The 18307-nt window shown below is 69.8% G+C and carries 21 protein-coding genes; 7 read left to right on the top strand and 14 right to left on the bottom strand.

What is annotated here, in order from left to right:
• Positions 1–302, bottom strand: a 302-nt coding sequence (locus tag A5757_RS16205) for a DUF222 domain-containing protein (protein WP_156618459.1), incomplete at its 3' end; no start/stop codon positions are given.
• Positions 303–419: 117 nt separating this feature from the next.
• Between A5757_RS16205 and A5757_RS16210 the strand changes: the two genes are divergently transcribed.
• Complete coding sequence (locus A5757_RS16210; RefSeq protein WP_066835925.1) at positions 420–1112, top strand: hypothetical protein; 693 nt, start codon at positions 420–422, stop codon at positions 1110–1112.
• Positions 1113–1120: 8 nt separating this feature from the next.
• On the opposite strand, the gene A5757_RS16215 is transcribed toward A5757_RS16210, so the two are convergent.
• Both A5757_RS16215 and A5757_RS16220 read right to left on the bottom strand, forming a co-directional pair.
• Positions 1121–1894 (bottom strand): DAPG hydrolase family protein, encoded by a 774-nt coding sequence (locus A5757_RS16215; RefSeq protein ID WP_066835926.1) that lies wholly within the window; start codon positions 1892–1894, stop codon positions 1121–1123.
• On the bottom strand, positions 1894–3243 hold the full coding sequence (locus tag A5757_RS16220) for an FAD-binding oxidoreductase (RefSeq protein WP_066835928.1): 1350 nt from the start codon (positions 3241–3243) through the stop codon (positions 1894–1896). Before A5757_RS16220 ends, A5757_RS16215 begins: the two co-directional genes overlap by 1 nt.
• Positions 3244–3307: 64 nt before the next feature.
• Between A5757_RS16220 and A5757_RS16225 the strand changes: the two genes are divergently transcribed.
• Entirely contained in the window at positions 3308–4054 is a 747-nt protein-coding gene (locus A5757_RS16225) for an IclR family transcriptional regulator (RefSeq protein ID WP_066835930.1), read from the top strand.
• A 2-nt stretch (positions 4055–4056) separates the two neighbouring features.
• On the opposite strand, the gene A5757_RS16230 is transcribed toward A5757_RS16225, so the two are convergent.
• From A5757_RS16230 to A5757_RS16255, 6 genes are read right to left on the bottom strand one after another with little or no spacing between them, the layout of a single operon-like run.
• Positions 4057–4461, bottom strand: a complete 405-nt coding sequence (locus A5757_RS16230) for an SRPBCC family protein (RefSeq protein ID WP_066835932.1) — start codon at positions 4459–4461, stop codon at positions 4057–4059.
• Between the two features lie 52 nt (positions 4462–4513).
• Complete coding sequence (locus A5757_RS16235) at positions 4514–5173, bottom strand: O-methyltransferase (RefSeq protein WP_066835934.1); 660 nt, start codon at positions 5171–5173, stop codon at positions 4514–4516.
• 10 nt (positions 5174–5183) lie between these two features.
• The gene (locus A5757_RS16240) at positions 5184–5684 is read right to left on the bottom strand and encodes a TIGR04338 family metallohydrolase (protein WP_066835936.1); all 501 of its coding nucleotides are present in this window, start codon (positions 5682–5684) and stop codon (positions 5184–5186) included.
• The gene (locus A5757_RS16245; protein WP_066835937.1) at positions 5681–6430 is read right to left on the bottom strand and encodes a DUF2786 domain-containing protein; all 750 of its coding nucleotides are present in this window, start codon (positions 6428–6430) and stop codon (positions 5681–5683) included. Before A5757_RS16245 ends, A5757_RS16240 begins: the two co-directional genes overlap by 4 nt.
• A 16-nt stretch (positions 6431–6446) precedes the next feature.
• Positions 6447–7421 (bottom strand): hypothetical protein, encoded by a 975-nt coding sequence (locus A5757_RS16250; RefSeq protein ID WP_369815960.1) that lies wholly within the window; start codon positions 7419–7421, stop codon positions 6447–6449.
• Positions 7422–7453: 32 nt separating this feature from the next.
• On the bottom strand, positions 7454–8293 hold the full coding sequence (locus A5757_RS16255; RefSeq protein ID WP_066835939.1) for an alpha/beta hydrolase: 840 nt from the start codon (positions 8291–8293) through the stop codon (positions 7454–7456).
• 72 nt (positions 8294–8365) lie between these two features.
• Here A5757_RS16255 and A5757_RS16260 point away from each other — a divergent pair, with 72 nt between their 5' ends.
• Complete coding sequence (locus A5757_RS16260; protein ID WP_231984018.1) at positions 8366–9349, top strand: sigma-70 family RNA polymerase sigma factor; 984 nt, start codon at positions 8366–8368, stop codon at positions 9347–9349.
• Positions 9350–9360: 11 nt separating this feature from the next.
• Here the strand turns inward: A5757_RS16260 and A5757_RS16265 are convergent, their stop codons facing one another.
• Positions 9361–10278, bottom strand: coding sequence for a DUF4436 family protein (locus A5757_RS16265; RefSeq protein WP_066835947.1), 918 nt, complete (start codon positions 10276–10278; stop codon positions 9361–9363).
• Positions 10279–10296: 18 nt separating this feature from the next.
• Positions 10297–10749, bottom strand: a complete 453-nt coding sequence (locus A5757_RS16270) for a MarR family winged helix-turn-helix transcriptional regulator (protein ID WP_066835949.1) — start codon at positions 10747–10749, stop codon at positions 10297–10299.
• 71 nt (positions 10750–10820) lie between these two features.
• Between A5757_RS16270 and A5757_RS16275 the strand changes: the two genes are divergently transcribed.
• Together A5757_RS16275 and A5757_RS16280 are read left to right on the top strand one after the other, a co-directional pair.
• Complete coding sequence (locus A5757_RS16275) at positions 10821–11585, top strand: pirin family protein (protein WP_082929514.1); 765 nt, start codon at positions 10821–10823, stop codon at positions 11583–11585.
• Entirely contained in the window at positions 11563–12876 is a 1314-nt protein-coding gene (locus A5757_RS16280; protein WP_066835953.1) for a sorbosone dehydrogenase family protein, read from the top strand. Before A5757_RS16275 ends, A5757_RS16280 begins: the two co-directional genes overlap by 23 nt.
• A 4-nt stretch (positions 12877–12880) precedes the next feature.
• Here the strand turns inward: A5757_RS16280 and A5757_RS16285 are convergent, their stop codons facing one another.
• On the bottom strand, positions 12881–13165 hold the full coding sequence (locus A5757_RS16285) for a GlsB/YeaQ/YmgE family stress response membrane protein (protein ID WP_066835955.1): 285 nt from the start codon (positions 13163–13165) through the stop codon (positions 12881–12883).
• 183 nt (positions 13166–13348) lie between these two features.
• On the opposite strand from A5757_RS16285, the gene A5757_RS16290 reads away from it, so the two are divergent.
• Positions 13349–14428 carry a phosphodiester glycosidase family protein gene (locus A5757_RS16290; protein ID WP_156618461.1) on the top strand — a complete coding sequence of 360 codons (1080 nt, stop codon included), beginning with the start codon at positions 13349–13351 and terminating at the stop codon, positions 14426–14428.
• A 66-nt stretch (positions 14429–14494) separates the two neighbouring features.
• Positions 14495–16651 (top strand): acyltransferase family protein, encoded by a 2157-nt coding sequence (locus tag A5757_RS16295; protein WP_066835957.1) that lies wholly within the window; start codon positions 14495–14497, stop codon positions 16649–16651.
• Here the strand turns inward: A5757_RS16295 and A5757_RS16300 are convergent.
• On the bottom strand, positions 16629–17405 hold the full coding sequence (locus A5757_RS16300) for a fructosamine kinase family protein (RefSeq protein WP_066835959.1): 777 nt from the start codon (positions 17403–17405) through the stop codon (positions 16629–16631). The two genes, A5757_RS16295 and A5757_RS16300, sit on opposite strands and share 23 nt — an antisense overlap.
• Position 17406: 1 nt before the next feature.
• Positions 17407–18243: an SDR family oxidoreductase gene (locus A5757_RS16305; RefSeq protein ID WP_066835960.1), complete on the bottom strand. Its 837-nt coding sequence runs from the start codon at positions 18241–18243 to the stop codon at positions 17407–17409.
• Positions 18244–18307: the final 64 nt, after the last annotated feature.

Genomic DNA, 18307 nt, shown 5'->3' on the forward strand with positions numbered 1-18307 from the left:
GACAGCCGCCCCTCGCGCAGCGCTTGGGTGCAGCGCGGAAACTCTTCGGCGCGGCGGGCGACGGTGACCATGACCTCCGCGTTGCGGGGGGTGACGCCGGTTTTCCAGGCCACCAGCGCCTCCATGGAGCGGGCGCCGGTCATCCCCCACAGCTCGTCGCGGTCGATCTCGGCGATGATGTCGATCAGCCGTCCGTCGATCGCGTTGCGCTGCCCGGACAGCTCGGCGAACTCGTCGAACAGCACCTCGAGGCGGTCTTTCGGGCTGACCCGACTGACCAAAGACGCTGCCGCTGAGGACATATCACCATCAAAGCAGAGGGGTCCGACAAAAATCCGAATCGCCCCCGAGCATGCTCGCGGTGACGGAAGATGAGGCATGCCGTGTAGGAACCGCTGCTCCGGGTACAAGTCGCGTCGATGATTGATCGACTGAAATCCGCCGCCGGCGCCGCTGCGGCGCTGATCGCCCTGCTGACCTGGTCCCAACCATCCGCTGCGCACGCCTTCGGCGAGTATCCGGTGGCCAGCCCGGGCGCGTATCTGTTGAGTACGATCCTGGCCCCCAACGGCCAGCCCTTCCAGTGCACGTCCGGCTTCACCGTCCGCACCCCCGCCGGCGCACCCGCGATGCTCACGGCCGGGCACTGCCGACGGGACCCGGCCAACGACACCGTCCTGCAACGAACTCCCATGGGCGACAGGGTTATCGGGCGCTACATTCGATCGGAAGTGCAGCCCGGCGTCCGCGACGCGGGGTTGGTCGATCTGGTCGGCAGTTCGGTGCCCGTGGTTCCCGACGTGGACGCGATGCGGGTCACCCGGGTGATGACGGCCGACGACGTCCGCCGCGAGAATCCGCAGCTGTGCAAATCCGGTGCACGCACGGGTCTGTCATGCGGGCCGGTCACCGCCGTCACCGACACCCAGGTGTCGTTCCGGGCGTGGGACGATCTCGGTGATTCCGGCGCGCCGGTCTACGCCCGCAATCCCGAGGGAACCGTGGCGGCCGTGGGGATCCTGTACGCCCACACCGACGACCTGTCCGGCCGCATCGTGCACGCGACGATGGTGGCCCCCGTGCTGGCTCAGTGGGGCCTGTCGCTCTGGTGAGTCCGCACTCAGCCGAATCTCGCGTACAGCGCGGGCAGGAAGCCGGCCAGGTGATTCATCTCCTGCGCACAGTGCACGAGCAGATCACGCGGCTCCGGCAGCCGGCGCGCGGCGACCGGGCGGACGACGTTGTCGGCCAGGCGAGTTGAGGTCCGCACACCGATGTACGGGCCACCCATCCAGAACCTCGACCGCATCTCCGCACCGCCGGTGGTGGCTCGCACATGGTGGACGAACCAGCCGATGTCGACCGGTGTCTCGCTCGACCCCAGTCGCGCACACACCGCGACGTCCTCGCCGAGGCATCCGGCATCCAGACCCAGCACCGACGGTTCGACGAACCGGATCGCGGCCTTGGCGTAGGCCGACCCGAGGTACTCCTCGATCAGAGAGGTGCGACCGACCCAACGGCCGTCACCGCCACCGTCCGCCCACCGCGCCGAGGCGTGGGCACGCGGATGCCACAGTTTGTAGCGGGTGGTCTGACTGCCGTGCCAGCCGAACCACCAGTCCCACATCGCAGGGGTGACGCCGGGCATGTCCGTGCGCACCGCCACGCTGAAACCGCCACCGCGCAGATGTCCGAATCCGTTCTCGGTCTGCTGGTACCCGGCGTCGAGAAGGTCTGCGGCGTCATCGAATCCGAGCAGTGTCTGATCGGCCTGCGGACCGTGCTGCAACGCGGTGACCACATGGGCCGGCAGCGGCGCCATCTGCCGGTCGAAGAACGATGCCCACGCGGTGTCGGCGTCGTCGCCGCGGTAGCCGAGGTAAGCCGACATCAGGGCCGGCCCATCCAGGCGTGGAACCGCCCGTCGGGGTCGTAATCGGCGCGGACCCTGTCCAATCGCGCCATGGCATCGTCGGTGGCGAACCGGGCGGGCCGTTGCGCGAGATTCTCGTCGGCGAGCTGGATCCCGGTGGCCAGATGCGCCATGGCAGCCATGTTGGATCGCGGCCAGTCCGCGTAGCGGTCGTCGTCGGTGTCGTCCTGCCACACCGAGTAGAGCGCCAGATAGATCTCGTCCTCGAGGCTGTAGGCCATGTCCTGCCGCTGCGGCGACGGGCCCCAGTTCAGCCACAGGAAGTGCGACGGATGGGGCGGCAACGTCTCGAGGATTCGGTGGATACCGGGCATCAGATCCTCCGCCGATGCCGACGTCCACATGTTGTCGGCGGCGTACCGGTGACCGTCCGGGTAGTTGCTCATGATGCCGTCGTACCAGGTGGGCAGGTCAGTCGGAGCGAAAGGCGCTGCCAATACCGCCTTTTCGCGCGCAGGACACGAGTCGAGCAGCGCCAGCGCGTCGCGCGCGTCGGCTTCGGAGTCCGCGAAGACCGGTGAGGCGAACACAATGCCGGGGGTGTCCAGACCGGCGCCCGGCACCGACTTCGACGTGGCGATCTGGAGTTCGACGCGGCGGTCGACCTCGGCGCTGACGGCGCGTGCCCAGGTGAAGATGTCCTCGGCGTAGTCGAGCGGGTAGACGTACAGGCTGCTGCCGCAGACGGGCGGATTGGGATGCAGCCGGAGGTGGAATGCAGTCACCACCGCGAAGAATCCGGGTCCGGCGCCGCGGGCCGCCCAGTAGAGATCGGGGTGGTGCTCGGCGTCGACGTAGAGCCGGTCGCCGTCGGCGGTGACGACGTCGAGACCGAGGACGCTCTCGCACGCCGGCCCGAGGACGCGGCTGTTCCAGCCGTAACCGCCCTGCAGCAGGTACCCGCCGATCCGCACTCCCCTGCAGTGCCCGGCGGGGAAGAACACGCCGTCAGCGGCCAGCTCCGTGGCGAGTACGCTGCCGCCTTTGCCCGGACCCACGACGGCCACCATCCGGTCCCGGTCGACGGTGCAGTGATCCAACCGGCTGACGTCGAGCAGCACGCCGCCGTCGCGCACATGATTGCCCGCCCAACTGTGCCCACCGGAGCGGATGCCCACCTGGTGACCGTGCGCCTTGGCATAGCGGATGGTCGCGACGACGTCATCGGCGTCGGCGGCCTGTACCACCACATCCGGATAACGCTGCGGCGTACGGGCGTTCCACACCGTCGCGCGGCGGGCCTCTTCGTAACCGGGCTCGCCGCGACGGAAATGTCGGTCGCTCGGCAGAGCGACTACAGCAGTCATGGTCTCTCCCTGATTCGCATAGTGAATTTGTCGGATTCATTGTGCGGATCAATATAGTGACGGGGTGACGCCCTCGGACAAGAATCAACGAACTGGACGAAGCGCCCGTGACGAGGGCATCCAGGTGTTACGCCGCGCGGCGGCCGCGCTCGACGAGATCGCCACCGAGCCGGGCCGGCTGCGGCTGGTGGACCTGGAGGCGCGGCTGGGGCTGGCCAAGTCGACGGTGCGCCGGTTGATGGTCGGGCTGACCGACGTCGGCCTCGCCGCCGTCGACGAGCAAGGCCGCTACCTGTTGGGCACCCGGCTGCTCGCACTCACCAGCGCCGACAGCGCGGGACTCGCCGCACGCTTCCGCCCGGCGCTCGAGCAGCTGGCGGCGCGAACCGGTGAGACCGTCGATCTGTCGGTGCTGCGCGGCCGGCAGATGTGGTTCATCGACCAGGTCGAGTCCGCGCACCGGCTGCGCGCGGTGTCGGCGGTCGGGGTGCGCTTCCCGCTGGGCGACACCGCCAACGGCAAGGCGGCACTGGCCCGGCTCGAGGAAGCGGCGGCCGACTCGTTGATGGCCGGTCTCGACGAGGCGACCGTGGCGAAGCTGCGCACCGAACTTCCCGAGATCCGCCGCACAGGAATCGCTTTCGATCGCGATGAACACACCGTCGGTATCTCGGCGGCCGGCGTCGCCGGTCGGACGGCGGACGGTCAGATGGTCGCGATCTCCGTGCCGGCACCCACCGAACGGTTCCGGGCGAACGAGGCGGCGATCGTCGCCGCACTGCGCGACGTCGCTGCGGACTGGACCGGCTGAGGTCAGCTGGTCATCCGGTCGATGCGCCGCAACGCGATCGCCAGCACCGGGACGTACGGCGCGGCGGGCAGCGGCGCCGACATGTAGACCCGGGTCCCGTCGCCGACCGGTTCGACGCCGTGGGCGGTCGCGGGAATCCCCGCCACCCGCCACGCCCAGCGCCGACCGGGCTCGAACTCCGTGATGGTGAACGGCAGCGGCACACCGACGGGCGTGAAAACCTTGCCGCGGGCGCCGAGGGCGAGTTCGCCGGCCCCGGATCCGGCCCCGTCGAGTTCGGCCCCGGCGACGGTCGGACCCCACTTCGGCCAGGCCCGCAGATCGGTCAGAACCGCCCATACCGCCGACGGCGCAGCCCGGACCACGCGGCTGACGACCACCGAGCCACCGCTCACCTCGACACCCATGTGCGTTGCGATGCCCGAGCGGCACGGCCGCTAAACGGACTACGTGACCGCGTTAGGTGATGACGGCGACCGCGAAGCCGTCCCAGTTCTTGGTGCCGACGGTCTGGATCGCGGCCGTGGACAACCGCGGATGGTCACCCATCAGTTCGAGCATTTCGCGCACCGCGCGGGCCTGCACGTCATCGGGCGCCGGATCGTAGATCCGCCCCATCCGGGTGACGTTGTCGACGACGATCGCGGTGCCCGGCCGGCCGAGCGCGATGGCCCATTCGACGTAGGCGATGTTGTTCTCCTTGTCGGCGTCGATGAACACCAGGTCGAACGGTTCGCCACCCTGCAGCGTGGGCAGGGTGTCGAGCGCCGCACCGACGAGCACCTCGACCCGGTCGGCGACGCCGGCGCGGGCCAGGTTCTCGCGGGCCACCTCGGCGTGCCGGGGTTCGAACTCGAGGGTGACGACGTGTCCATCGGGTCCGGCGCCGCGGGCGAGGTTGATGGTGCTGTAGCCGGCCAGCGTGCCGATCTCCAGGACGCGGCGCGCATGGATCATCGTGGCCAGCAGCGCGAGCAGCCTGCCGTGCTGCGCGGACACCTCGATCGGCGGCATCCCGGCCGCCGAGGCCGATTGTCTGGCGGCTACCAACGCTTCGTCCTCGGTGTGCAGCAGCTCGCCGAACAACTCATCGACCGCCTGCGGATCCGGCTCACTCACGCCATGAACGCTAACCCAGCCGGACCCCCTCCTTCGCGTACACCACCCGCAGCACATGCGCCGCCTCCGGCGCCATCACGGCCTCGGCCAGCTCGCACATCGTGGTGGCGAACGCCGGTCCGTGGGCGGGTTCGGCCCGGCAGAGGTGATGGGCGATCTCGTGCAGCACCACGAGCTCCCGCAGGGCCCACGTCGTCCGCTTCTCGGGCACCGCGATCACGGCGCGGTCGTCGGTGCGCTCGTAGTGCGCGGCCGTCACCCCGCGGCGGGCCCGGACGCTCAGCGGTCCGGCGCCGGGCCAGTGGGACCGGATCGTCGGGTGGGCGAGTACGTCGTCGACGTAGCGCTGCACCGACGCCACCGACGCGAACCGCGCCTCCGGCGGCAGCGTCAGCTGTGCGCCGAAGAACTCGACCACCTGGTTGCCGTGCTGCGCGGCCCGGTCGAACAGCGTGCGCACGAACTGCTCCGCGCCGTAGACCTGCGCGCGCTGGGTATCGCGCGGGGTCACGTCTCCAGCGCGTGCCGGGCGCCGGCCAACTCCGGACCCATCCCCAGTCGTGCCCGCCTGCCCGCCCGGTCACCGGCGCGCCGCGCCGCCGACGAGTAGCCCGCCGTCGCGCTGGTGGCCCGCCAGGTGCCGCGCGCCTGCGAAGCCTGCCGGTAGAAGTCCTTGAGCTCGAGATCCTTGTCGCGCAACGCAATTGCAGTGCCCGGACGACGATCGCGATCCTTGGTGGCGGCAGCGCGCTCCTCGTCGCGGGCTTCGCTGAGCCGCTGCCCGATGCGGGCGCCGAACGCCAGCTGGAAGTTCAGCCGCGCAGTGATGGTCGGCGTCGGCCGGTGCGCGCCGGTGGCGATGTAGGCCTCGGACGCCTTGACCATCTGGGTCACCAGGCTGGCGTAGAGCGCGTGGCTGGCGTCGATGTCCTCGGCGAAGCCGTAGGCGTAGACGAACGTCGAATTCGAGGCGACATCGCACTTCACGTCGTTGGCCGCGGCGATCACCACCAGCAGCTGGACGTAGGTGCGCAGGCCACGGGTGCCGGCCTCACCGATGGTGATGGTGCGTTGCACGGGTTCTTGCGCCTTGCCCCGCTGCGCGGAGTGTGAGCGGGCCACCGCCAGATCGATCGAGGTCGCGGTGGCCAACCGCTGTGCGGCGGCCATGAACGCCTCGGCCTCGTGCGGGTTGTCGGTGCCCTCGGCCTGGCGCAGCAGAGCCGCGATCCGCGCCAGCATCTTGTCGTCGCTCATGTGGGCCAGATTATGGCTACTTCCCGACAAATCCATCGATCGCCGAGACGACCTGTGGAGAAAGCGGATCACCGTTGGCGTAGTTGGCGACGTTGTCGGTCGGATCGTCGCGCAGCACGTGGCTCACTCCGTCGAGTTCGACGACGGTCAGCGCGGTGTGCTTCAGCGCCTGGATCAGCGGGCGCAGCGCCTCGCAGCGGGCCTGGCCGTCGGCGTCCGAGCACGTCAGCAGTACCGGCGTGCCCGCGGGCAGGTCGGCGGCCAGTGCCAGCGGATCGATCCGGTCGGCTTCGATGACGGCCTTGACGTTGCCGGGATTGACGATCGCGCTGAGCCCTTCGGGAAGCTGTGCCGGCACGGTGCCCGCGGTGCGAATCTGGTCGACGGCGGCCAGCCACTGCGCAAGCACCTCCGGCGAGGCCTGTCCGCGCACCCGGTCGGTGACGATGTCCAGATAGCGGCCGGGCAGCGGCTGCAGCAGCCCCAGGGAGTGCACCTTCGGCGCGTCCGGGGTGGTCGCAGCGGCCAGCGTCATCGCGTGGACCGCGCCCTCCCCCACCGCGTAGATCGAGACCCGGTCCCTCTCGGTGCCCGGCTGGTCGGCCAGGAAGCGCAGCGCGGCGGCCGCGCCCGTCGTGTACACCGCGCTACCCACATCCGCCGGTCGCGCGGCGTACGGGCCGATGCCGGTGCGTCCGGTACCGACCTTGTCGTAGCGCAGCGACGCCACGTCGTGACCCGAGAGCAGTTCGGCGAGCTGGCGCATGTTGCCGACCGGACCCGCGACCGCGTTGTCGCCGTTGCGGTCGGTCTGCCCGCTCTCCGAGATCAGCAGGGCGGCGGGTCCCGTGGTGTCCGGGCGGTGCCGGTAGGTGCCGTAGATGGTCAGCCCATCAGCGGTGAACGTGACCTCGTCCTCGGTCCAGTCGGCCGCCGCCGGCTGCGATTCCTCCGACGAACACCCGCCGATCAGCAGCAGGCATGAGAGCATTACTGCCACAAGAGCTTTGATGGCCGGGCTTCTCACAGCCGGACCTCGATCCACGCCGTGACGTCGTCGAGTACCAGCGCCTGTTCGGGTTCGTTGAACACCTCGTGGAACAGCCCGGGATAGACCTTGAGGCGGACATCGGAACTGCCCACGCATTCGACCAGCCGGTGACTGCCTTCCACCGGGATCAGCGAGTCCTTCTCGCCGTGCACGACCAACAGCGGTGCGGTCAACGCGGCGGCTCGCCGGGGCATCGACTCCCCCACGGTGAACAGTCCGCGCGCGACACCCGCGGGCAGCTTGCCCTGGTAGACCAGCGGGTCGGCCTTGTACGCCGCCACCACCTCCGGATCGCGGGACACCGCGTCGGCGTCGAGTTGTTCGACCGGGACGCCGGGGGCGATCCGGCCCAGGATTTTGGCCACCCTCACCAGCCACGGCTTGACCCCCGACTGCGCGTACACCGCGGGTCCGGACAGCACCATCGCGGTGTAGTCGGCGGGGTGTTCGACGCCGTAGGCGAACACCACCCCGCCACCCATCGAATGGCCGACGACGATCTTCGGCAGCCCCGCGTGTTCCTCGCCGGCGATCGTGACCAGCCGGTGGAAGTCGGCGGTGTACTCGGACATGTCCCGCAGGTAAACCCGTTTACCGCCGGAGCGGCCGTGCCCGCGGTGGTCGAGTGCGTACATCACCAGTCCGGCCGCGCCGAACCGCTGCGCGACGTGGTCGTAGCGGCGGGCGTGCTCGGCGTAGCCGTGGGCGAGGACGACGACGCCGCGCGGTGTGGTGTCCGGCGTCCACGTGTCGTAGACGATGCGGACACCGCCGACGCCGTCGAAGCTTCGCTCGGTGCGGGTGCTGGCCATGCCCGGGAGACTATCCGGTGGCCCCGAATTGTCAGATGCACCGTGTCGGGCTGCTGCGTAAGCTCGGGAGACGTGACCGTCCTGGCCGCGAACACCGATGACGGCAGTGCCGAAGACGCCTTCCTCGCCGATGCCCAGCAGTACCGGCGGGAGTTGCTCGCGCACTGCTACCGGATGACCGGATCGCTGCACGACGCCGAGGATCTCGTACAGGAGACCTATCTACGGGCGTGGAAGTCCTACAAGGGCTTTCAGGGCAATTCGTCGGTGCGCACCTGGCTCTACCGGATCGCCACCAACACCTCGCTCACCGCGCTGGAGGGCCGCGCGCGCAGGCCGCTGCCGTCCGGTCTGGGCACACCGAGTTCCGATCCGGTCGACGACATCCACCAGCGTCCGGAGGTCCCCTGGCTGCAACCGCTGCCGGACGATGCCTCGGATCCATCGGCCATCGTGGGCTCCCGCGATTCGGTGCGGCTGGCGTTCGTCGCGGCGCTACAGCATCTCCCGCCGCGGCAGCGGGCGGTGCTGGTGCTGCGTGAGGTGCTGCAGTGGAAGGCCGCCGAGGTGGCCGAGGCCGTCGGAACGTCGACCGCGGCGGTGAACAGCCTGCTGCAGCGGGCCCGAGCCCAGCTCGACGAGATCGGCCCGAGCGAGGACGACGCGCTTGCCCCACCGGACTCCCCCGAGGCGCAGGACCTGCTGGCCCGGTACGTCACCGCGTGGGAGACCTACGACATGGATCAGCTCGTCGAGCTGTTCACCGCAGACGCGGTCTGGGAGATGCCGCCGTTCGACGGCTGGTACACCGGCCCCGAGAACATCGTGCTGCTGTCCAAGACGCACTGTCCCGCGGAGCTCCCCGGGGACATGCGGTTGCTGCCCACCGCCGCGAACGGTCAGCCCGCCGCCGCCGTGTACATGCGCAATCGCGAGACCGGAGTACACGATCCCTTCCAGCTGCACGTACTCGACGTGACGGCCGCCGGTATCGCGCACGTGGTGGCCTTCCACGCCACGGACTTCGCGGCCTTCGGCCTGCCCGACCGCGTGTAGCGCTCGACAGCTCAGGGTTTGCGGCCGATCGCATACTCGTCGATGGTCAGGCCGGCGCGCTCAGCCTCGGCGCGCTCGAACGCGATGTCGTGGCGATAGCCCAGCACCACGCTGGTGATCAGAGAGATCGAGATGACCGCCTCGGCGATGAAGAACGACGCGAAGTCGATCAGCGAGCCGATCGGCGGGCCGCCGGGCACCGCGTTGCGCAACGGGATCAGGGCGAACAGGATCGCCGCCATCATCGAACATGCCGGCAGCACCAGACCGCGCCGCCACCGCAGCGCGTAGTAGGACGCCGTGACGGCTGCGGCCGCCAGGCCGAGCATGAGGATCATGACGAAGACGGCGAACACCACCGTGGGGGTGCTGCGCTTCATCAGCAGGTCGACGTCGAGGCCGTCGCCGTAGTCGGTGTTGAGCGTCGGCGTGATCCAGAAGAACGAGTCGGTGTTGGCGACGGTGGCCGACGTCGGCAACACGGTGCCGTCGTCGGTGACGACGTTGAACGCCATCGTCGTGGTGTACCGGTCGAAGGGGTAGTCGGTCGGCGTGCCACCGACCCCGAACCGCTGCTCGATGACCGGGGTGGAGTCGTTCTGCGGCAGCGGTACGGAGGGGTTGACCAGCGAGCTCGACGTCAGCCGGGTGGGCAGGTTCAGGTTGCCCTGGTCGTCGGCGAACCGCCCGTAGGCGTCGACCTCGATGACGCTCACGGACACCGTCGACGCGGAGGTGTCGACGCGGTTGATCCACATGACGATGTCGACCCGGTCCGGGTTGTCGATGTCCCCGATGAGGGTGGCCTCCTCCGACCAGTGCCGGCTGGAGGCGTAGAGCGCGAGACTGCCCGCCATCAGCAGCGCCACCGCCAGGCAGGAGATGACGACGGCCCGCAACGCGCGAGGCCTGGTCGGGGGTGTGCTCATCGCGGCAGCCTAATACCGTCACGGGGCCGAGAGCGCGCGTTGCAGCACCCCCTCGACGACCGCGCCGAACGTCTCCCGCTCCGCGGCGGTCATCGCCTCGAAGACCAGCCCGTGCACCAGCGCGGCGTGTCCCGGCGCCGCCTTGCGCAGCGCCGCCCGTCCGGCCGCGGCGAGCGAGACCGTCGCACCCCTGCGATCCTCGGCAGCGCCGGACCGGTTCACCAGGCCGCGGTCGCGCATCCGGCGCAGTTGGTGCGACAGCCGGCTCTGCTCCCAGCCCAGCACCTCACCGAGGGCATTCATGCGCAGCGGCCCACCCTCGGCGAGGGTCACCAACACGTCATAGTCGCTGCGGGACAGTCCGCAGTCGGCCTGCAGCTGCCGGTTCATCGCCCTGTCCAGCGCCGACACCATCGCCAGGTAACTGCGCCAGATCCGCTGCTCCTCCTCTGACAACCACACGGAATACATGACACATCATCAATGTTGTCGCGTCCAGTGCCGCCACCTAGGCTGGCGCAGGACCTCGAGGGGTGATGACCATGGCCGTAGCGGAGACCGTCGACGTCCGGCGCGCAGGAGACCGCGCGAAGACCACGATCTCGTGGCTGGACTCCAAACACTCGTTCTCCTTCGCCGACCACTACGACCCGGCGAACACCCACCACGGCCTGCTGCTGGTCAACAACGACGACCGGGTCGCAGCGGCTGCCGGTTTTGACACCCACCCGCACCGCGATATGGAGATCGTCACCTGGGTGCTGCGTGGCTCGCTGGTGCACCAGGACTCCACCGGTCACTCCGGTGTCATCTATCCCGGTCTGGCCCAACGCATGTCGGCAGGCCGCGGAATCCTGCACTCCGAGAAGAACGACTCGTGGACGCTGACCGGCGATCCCATGCACTCCGAACCGGTGCACTTCGTCCAGATGTGGGTGCTGCCAGACGAATCCGGTGTCACCCCCGGTTATCAGCAGCTCGAGATCGACGACGAGCTGCTGCGCGGCAAGCTCGTCACGATCGCCTCGGGGATGCCGGAACACGCCGACGACACCGCGATCACGATCCGCAACAGGTTCGCCGCGCTGCACGGCGCACGGCTGCAACCCGGCGACACCGTCGAACTGCCGCAGGCGCGGTATCTGCACCTCTTCGTCCCGCGCGGTGAGGTGACGCTTGAAGGGGCGGGCGCACTCGGCGCCGGCGACGCCGTCCGGTTCACCGCCTCCGGCGGCCAGCGCGTCACCGCCGTCGCGCCGTCGGAGATCCTGGTCTGGGAGATGCATGCGAGTCTCGGTGACGTGTAGGCGGATCGGCGTCGCCGTGAGCGCCGCATTCGTTGCGGCGGCGTGTTCGTCGGACCCGCAACCGGCTCCGGCGCCCGAGTCCACCACGGCCGCGTCCTCGTCTGCGCCGGCTTCCACGGGACTGGCGGCGGCGCCGGTCGCCGTCCCGCCGGCACTGGCCGACGCTCCGTTCGACGAACCCCGCGAAGCGCTGATCCCCGCGGGCTGGTCGCTGTCGGTGTGGGCTCGGGTGCCGGAGGCGCGGTTGGCCCGGTGGACGCCCGACGGTGCGCTGCTGGTTTCGGTACCGGAGTCCGGCCGGATCGTGAAACTGGAACCCGGTGGCGAGCCGCCCCGGGAGAGCACGTTTCTCGAGGGCCTCGACCAGCCGCACGGCATGGCGTTCTCCGGGGCCACTCTCTACATCGCCGAGAGCGATCAGATCGACGCCTACGACTATGTCGACGGTGCTGCGATCAACCGTCGTACGGTGGCCGCCGGTCTGCCCGATGCCAAGAGCCCCGACCTGCGCGGCGCCTACGCCCATGCGCTCAAGAGCGTGGTGGTCGGCCCGGACGGCGCGGTCTACTTCTCCATTGGTTCCACGGGAAACATCTCCGCCGAGGACCGCGACGCCACCCCGCCGCGCGCCACGATCATGCGGGTGCCGGCGGGCGGCGGCCCTGCCGAACCGTTCGCCACCGGCGTCCGGAACGGCACGGGTCTGGCCGTCGCCCCCGACGGTGCGGTGTGGACGGCGGTCAACGGACGGGACAACGTGCTGAATCCGGCCACCGGCCGGGTCGACCCCGAATACGTCGCCGACCATCCACCCGAGCAACTCCCCAAGCTGACGCCCGGCCGGGAGTTGGGCTGGCCCTACTGCAACATCGACCAGGGTGCGTCCGGCGGCACCGGCGATCTCGGATTCATCCGGGATGTGCAGACCAACGCCGACGGGTCGAAGATGGACTGCGCGGCGCTGTCTCCGGTCGAGCAGAGCTTCGGTGCGCACTCCGCCCCGCTGGGGCTCAGTTTCGTGGACGGGTCACTACCCGCCCCGTACACGCAGGGCGCTCTCGTCGGAATCCACGGATCCTGGAACGCACAACCACCACGCGCGCCCGAGGTCTCGTTCTATCCCTACAGCGGTGGCGATCTCGGCGATCAGCAGACGCTGGTCGGCGGGTTCCAGTCGGGGGACGGCTCCCGTTGGGGCCGGCCGGTCGATGCGGTGGCCGGCCCCGACGGCGCCGTGTACATCACCGACGACGACGCGGGAGCGGTCTACCGCCTCGCACCGCCGCGGTAGCCGCTCAGCGGACGTTGGTTCCTGGCCGGGTGCCGCGCCGGCCCGTGACGCCCACGTAGATCGCGATCAGGATGACCGCCACAACCAGTCCGATCAGGAATGGGATAGGCGAGAACATCTTGTCGCCGGTGCCGAACATCTCATTGGAGATCCAGGAGCCGAGGAGTGCGCCAACCGCCCCGAGTACCACGGTGATGATGACGCCGATGTTCTGTTTGCCCGGCATGATCAACCGTGCCAAGGCACCGAGGATTGCCCCCACCACGAGCGCCACGATGATTGTTCCCATTGCTGTGCTCTTCCCATCGTCGCGGCGCCCGAGTGACGCCGACGACAACCGGTGTTCCCGTTCGCGACCCCCCTCACGCAGATCCGGCAAACCTGATGCCGGAAGTGCAACCACCCCGCAGCCACCCCGTGACCTGGGTGTTACGGAAGTTGACAGAGTGACGGGTGTGAATATCGTTGGACTGTGCGGTTCTCGGCAAAGCTGTTCCAGCGGTGCACGGCGGGTGTGGTCGCCGTCGCGCTGAGCGCCGCGCTGGGCACGTTGGCAGCGCCGGTGGCACACGCCAGCGACGCGAAGGCGCTACTGCTCGGGGCCATCGCGAACACCAAGGGCTCCTATCTCGTCTACAACTTCGGCGGCGAGTTCGCCGCGCCGTTCCGCGCCGCCGACGGCCGTGAGTACACGATGAACAACGGCGGCCATCTGATGACGGTCAAGAACGCTTCGGGACGGCTCAACCCGCGTCTGCTCGTCGACACCCACCAGGGCTATCAGGCCCGCTGCGAACGCGATCCCCGCGCCCGCACCAGCGAGGGCCTGCGGCAGGCGGCGGAGACATACACCCCGCTGCAGGCATGGCAGGCGCTCGGCCAGCCGGTCATCGCCATCAACGCCAACTTCTTCGACGTGCGCGGTCAGCAGGGCGGGTCCTGGCGCGACACCGGCTGCAGTTCACCGCTGGGCGCCTACGTCGACAACACCCGCGGCCAGGGCAGGGCCAACGTCCCGGTCACCGGAACCATCCCCTACGCCGGTAAACAGGGTCTGTCCGGCGGCGACGAGCGGTGGGCGGCACTGGCGACGATGATCCTGCCCGTCGGCGGGGCGCCCTATGTGGTGATGCCCAAGCACGAGCAGGACTACGACGCCGGCGGCCCGGAGATCATCAAGTTGGTGGACGCGGGAGCGCGCTTCGTCGCCGTGGCCGGGCTGGGGCTGCTGGCGCCCGGTGACACCGACCAGATGAACGACCCCGGACCGAGCGCTGCCCGTACGGCCATCGGCTACAACAGCAGCAGCGACCAGCTCTACGTCTTCGAGGGCGGCAACTACACCCCCGACAACATGCAGGATCTGTTCCGCGGACTCGGCGCCGACCATGCCGTGCTGCTCGACGGCGGCGGGTCGTCTGCGATCGTGCTGCGCCGCGACACCGGCGGCATGTGGAGTGGTGCCGGGTCACCGCGTGGCAACTGCGACACCCGGGCGGTGCTGTGCAACTCGAAGGAACGCGCACTGCCCAGTTGGCTCGCCTTCAACTGACTCGCCCCGTCCGACGTCGGTCAATACCGGGTTCGGCGCCGCAGCCGTGGGACCATCGGTTCCCAAGTGACCAGTGTGACGAACCCTTCCCGGCCCGGCCTCCGACGCGGCGCGCCCGTGAGCGGTCGACCGCCGCTGCGTAAACGGTTCCGCACCGACATCGAGGGGCTGCGCGCGGTCGCGGTGGTGGCGGTCGTGCTGTACCACGCCGGGGTCCCCGGACTGGGCGGCGGATTCGTCGGCGTCGACGTGTTCTTCGTGATCTCGGGGTTCCTCATCACCGGGCTGCTGTGGCGGGAGGTCGCGTCCGGAGGGGTTCGCCTGGGCGCGTTCTACGCCGCCCGGGCCCGACGACTGCTGCCGGCCGCGGCCCTGGTGCTGATCGCCACCGCGATCGGCGCGGTGGTGCTGCTCCCGCCACTGCAGGCGCGGGCCACGCTGTGGGACGCCGTCGCCGGCGCGCTCTACGCCGGCAACTACCGCTTCGCCGTCACCGGTACCGACTATCTGGCCGCCACCGATCCCTCCCCGCTGCAACACTATTGGTCTCTCGGTGTCGAGGAGCAGTTCTATCTCGTCTGGCCCGCGCTGATCGTCGGCACCGCTTTGCTGATCGGACGGCGCTTCGGTCCGGCGGCCGCGCGGTCGGTGCTGCCGTACGCGGTGGTGCTGTTGGCGGTCGCGGGCGGATCCCTGGCCATCTCGCTGGCGTGGACGCAGAGCTGGCCGTCGTGGGCGTTCTTCTCGCTGCCGAGCCGGGCCTGGGAGCTGGCGCTGGGTGGGCTGATCGCGTTGTCGGCGGGGTGGTGGCGCCGGCTGCCGCCGGTTGTCGCCGCCCTGGTCGGATGGGCCGGGCTGATCATGGTCGTCGTCGCGTGCGTGCGGTACTCGTCGGCGACGCCGTTCCCCGGCACTGCCGCGCTGCTGCCCGTCGTGGGTACGGCGCTGGTGATCGTCGCCGGTTGCGCGACACCGAATCTCGGTGTGGGTCGGCTGCTGTCGAAGCCGCTGTGCACCGCGACCGGGCGGGTGTCCTACTCGTGGTACCTGTGGCACTGGCCGGTGCTGACCCTGGCTCCGGTGGTGCTCGGCACCGATCTCGGATTGGCGAGCCGGCTCGCGCTGGTCGTCATCTCACTGGGACTGGCGATCCTGACGCTGCACCTGGTCGAGAACCCGGCGCGGTTCGCCGCCGCGCTGCGGGGTTCGGCGCTGCGCAGCCTCGCGGTGGGCGGGGTGGCCACCGCGACCGCGGTGTGCGCGGCGATCGTGCTGCTGACCGTACGGCCCGTGCCGACCGGCGACGGCACCCCGGCGGTTCCGGTGGCATTGACGGCGCCGTCCGTCGCCGCCACCCCGCAGGACGTCACGCCGCCGCCCGCGCCGACCGCCCGCGATCAGGTCCGCGCCGCGGTGGCCGCGGCCGCCGCACTGCGGGCTGTTCCGGCGAACCTCGATCCGTCGCTGGGCGGGGTCGGCAAACCCGAGATCTTCCTCAACGGGTGCGTGCTGTCGTGGCGGGAGGTCGACCAACCGCAGTGCGTGTCCGGGGACGAGAACGGCCCGGAGCGGGTGGCGCTGGTCGGCGACTCGCACGCCGCCATGTGGCAGCCGTCCCTGGAAATCGTTGCCCAGCAGAACCATTGGCGACTCGAGACGATGGCCAAGGTGACCTGCCCGTTGATGGAGCTACCGATCCGCAGCCCCTATCTCGGCCGGACGTACACCGAGTGCGAGCAGTGGCGTACGGATGCGCTGACCCGGCTCGAAGCGCAACGGCCGCAGCTGATCGTGGTCGACATGTCCCGCCGCTACGGCGGGGACTTCGGCTTCACCACCTACGATCCGGCGTGGCTGGACGGCCTGTCGCGGTTGGTGATTCGGTTGCGGGCGACCGGGGCGACAGTGCTGGTGCTCGGCCCGGCGCCGGATCCGCAGTCGACGGTGCCCATCTGCCTGTCCGGACACATCGACGACGTGGGTGCGTGCACCCCGGCCCGCAATGTCGCCGTCGACGCCGGTGGCGTGACGGCGGAATCGGCGACCGTCGCGGCAGCGGGCGGTCGGTACGCCGAGCTGACCGATCTGTTCTGCACCGAGGCCGTGTGCCCGGTGATCGTCGGGAACACACTGGTGTACCGCGACGACAACCACATCACCGGTGAGTACGCGGAGCTGACGGCGCCGGTGCTCGCCGAAGTCACCCGCCAGGTGATGCCCTGATCGCCGCGGTAAGTGCGCGTTCGGTCTGTCCGACGTAGCCGCTGCCGAACAACGCGACATGGGCGAGCAGCGGATACAGCTGGTGCAGCGCCGTGCGCTGCCGCCACCCGGGCCGGAGTGGCTGCACCTGTTCGTATCCCGCGATCACGTCGTCGAGGAAGGGACAGCCGAACAGGGCGAGCATGGCCAGATCCGTCTCGTGGTGGCCGCCGTGCGCCGCGGGGTCGATCAACACCACACCGTCCGCGGTCCACATGACGTTGCCGCTCCACAGATCGCCGTGCAGCCGGGCGGGCGGGCTGCCGTCGTCGTAATCGCCTGTCGCACAACGGCCGATGACGGTGTCGAGATCCGCCCGCGCCTGGTTGCTCAGCTGCAGACGCGCCCGCTCCCCCATCGGCCCGATCCGCTCCCGGGCGTAGAACTCACCCCACGCGTCGTGGCCGGTGAGCGACATCGGCAGCGGATTGCTCAGTGGTCCGAAGAACCCGGGCCCGGTCCAGCCGCCGGGCGCGGCGCCGAACGCCGCGGCGCCGGCGGCGTGGGTCACCGCCAGCCGCGTACCGAAGGTGCGCGCTTCGATGGGGGTGGGCGAAACCGATTGCAGGCGTTCGAGTGTCAGTGCGGACGCGTCGACGTCGAGCACCCGGACGCAGGGCACCCCGTCGGGAACCGCGAGCCAGCGCAGTCCGGCTGCCTCACAGGCGAAGAACCCCGGCGGGGCGTCCGGACGGCGTTTGACGAATGCGGTCACGTCAGAGTTGACGGGGTATCCGCGTCATGGTGGCGAGCACCCGATCGCGCACCGCAGTCGGCACATTGGTCATCAGGGCCAGTTGCGCCTTCGGCCCGACGCCGACGGCGTACCGTGCGCGCGGCCGGTTGGCGGTGAGCGCCCGGTCGACCACCGCCACCACTTTCTCGGTCGGCACCGCGAGTTTGCGTGCGGCGGGGACGAACTTCTTCATCCCGGCGAGATGGCGCGCGTAGAGATCGCGCTGATGTGCCGGCATCGCCGCCTCGGTCTCGCGGACCATGTCGTCGGCGCCGCGCCACATGTCGGTGTCGGTCTGCGCCGGCTCGACGACGACGACCGCTATCCCCCACGGCCGCACCTCGACCCGCAGCGCATCGGCGCACGCCTCGAGCGCGAACTTCGAGGCGCTGTAGGCCCCGAGCAGCGGCATCGCGATCTGCCCGTTGAGACTGGACACGAAGATCACCCGCCCACGCGACTGCCGGAGCTTGGGCAGTACCGCCTGCGTGACGGCGATCTGCCCGAACACGTTGACCTCGAACTGCTTTCGCCAGTCGTCCGGGCTGACGGTCTCGACCGGACCGGCGACGGCGATCCCGGCGTTGTTGACGACGGCGTCCAGCGTCGCCGGCAGCAGCGTGGGCAGCGCGGCCACCTGGTCGGGATCGGTGACGTCGAGGAGCACCGGCGTGATGCGCTCGTCGAGAGCCGATGCTTCAGCGGCATCGCGGTCGTTGCGCACCCCCGCGATGACGTCCCAGCCCTGCGCGGCGAGGTGGGCGATGATGGCGCGACCGATTCCACGGGAGGCGCCGGTGACCAGAACTGTCGGCATAACCCACCCTAGCCGCGTTGATACTGCGCACAGATCGTGTTCTCGGCGATTTCCGTGATCTGAC

The sequence above is a fragment of the Mycobacterium sp. 852013-51886_SCH5428379 genome (assembly GCF_001665575.1).
In the GTDB taxonomy this organism is placed as follows: Bacteria; Actinomycetota; Actinomycetes; order Mycobacteriales; family Mycobacteriaceae; genus Mycobacterium.

Bases quoted from the DNA above. Each gene is read 5' to 3' on its own strand.
- A5757_RS16210 (WP_066835925.1), top strand. From the start codon at position 420: ATGATTGATCGACTGAAATCCGCCGCCGGCGCCGCTGCGGCGCTGATC.
- A5757_RS16215 (WP_066835926.1), bottom strand. From the start codon at position 1,894: ATGTCGGCTTACCTCGGCTACCGCGGCGACGACGCCGACACCGCGTGG.
- A5757_RS16220 (WP_066835928.1), bottom strand. From the start codon at position 3,243: ATGACTGCTGTAGTCGCTCTGCCGAGCGACCGACATTTCCGTCGCGGC.
- A5757_RS16230 (WP_066835932.1), bottom strand. From the start codon at position 4,461: ATGGGTGTCGAGGTGAGCGGTGGCTCGGTGGTCGTCAGCCGCGTGGTC.
- A5757_RS16245 (WP_066835937.1), bottom strand. From the start codon at position 6,430: ATGAGCGACGACAAGATGCTGGCGCGGATCGCGGCTCTGCTGCGCCAG.
- A5757_RS16250 (WP_369815960.1), bottom strand. From the start codon at position 7,421: ATGCTCTCATGCCTGCTGCTGATCGGCGGGTGTTCGTCGGAGGAATCG.
- A5757_RS16255 (WP_066835939.1), bottom strand. From the start codon at position 8,293: ATGGCCAGCACCCGCACCGAGCGAAGCTTCGACGGCGTCGGCGGTGTC.
- A5757_RS16265 (WP_066835947.1), bottom strand. From the start codon at position 10,278: ATGAGCACACCCCCGACCAGGCCTCGCGCGTTGCGGGCCGTCGTCATC.
- A5757_RS16270 (WP_066835949.1), bottom strand. From the start codon at position 10,749: ATGTATTCCGTGTGGTTGTCAGAGGAGGAGCAGCGGATCTGGCGCAGT.
- A5757_RS16275 (WP_082929514.1), top strand. From the start codon at position 10,821: ATGGCCGTAGCGGAGACCGTCGACGTCCGGCGCGCAGGAGACCGCGCG.
- A5757_RS16280 (WP_066835953.1), top strand. From the start codon at position 11,563: ATGCGAGTCTCGGTGACGTGTAGGCGGATCGGCGTCGCCGTGAGCGCC.
- A5757_RS16285 (WP_066835955.1), bottom strand. From the start codon at position 13,165: ATGGGAACAATCATCGTGGCGCTCGTGGTGGGGGCAATCCTCGGTGCC.
- A5757_RS16305 (WP_066835960.1), bottom strand. From the start codon at position 18,243: ATGCCGACAGTTCTGGTCACCGGCGCCTCCCGTGGAATCGGTCGCGCC.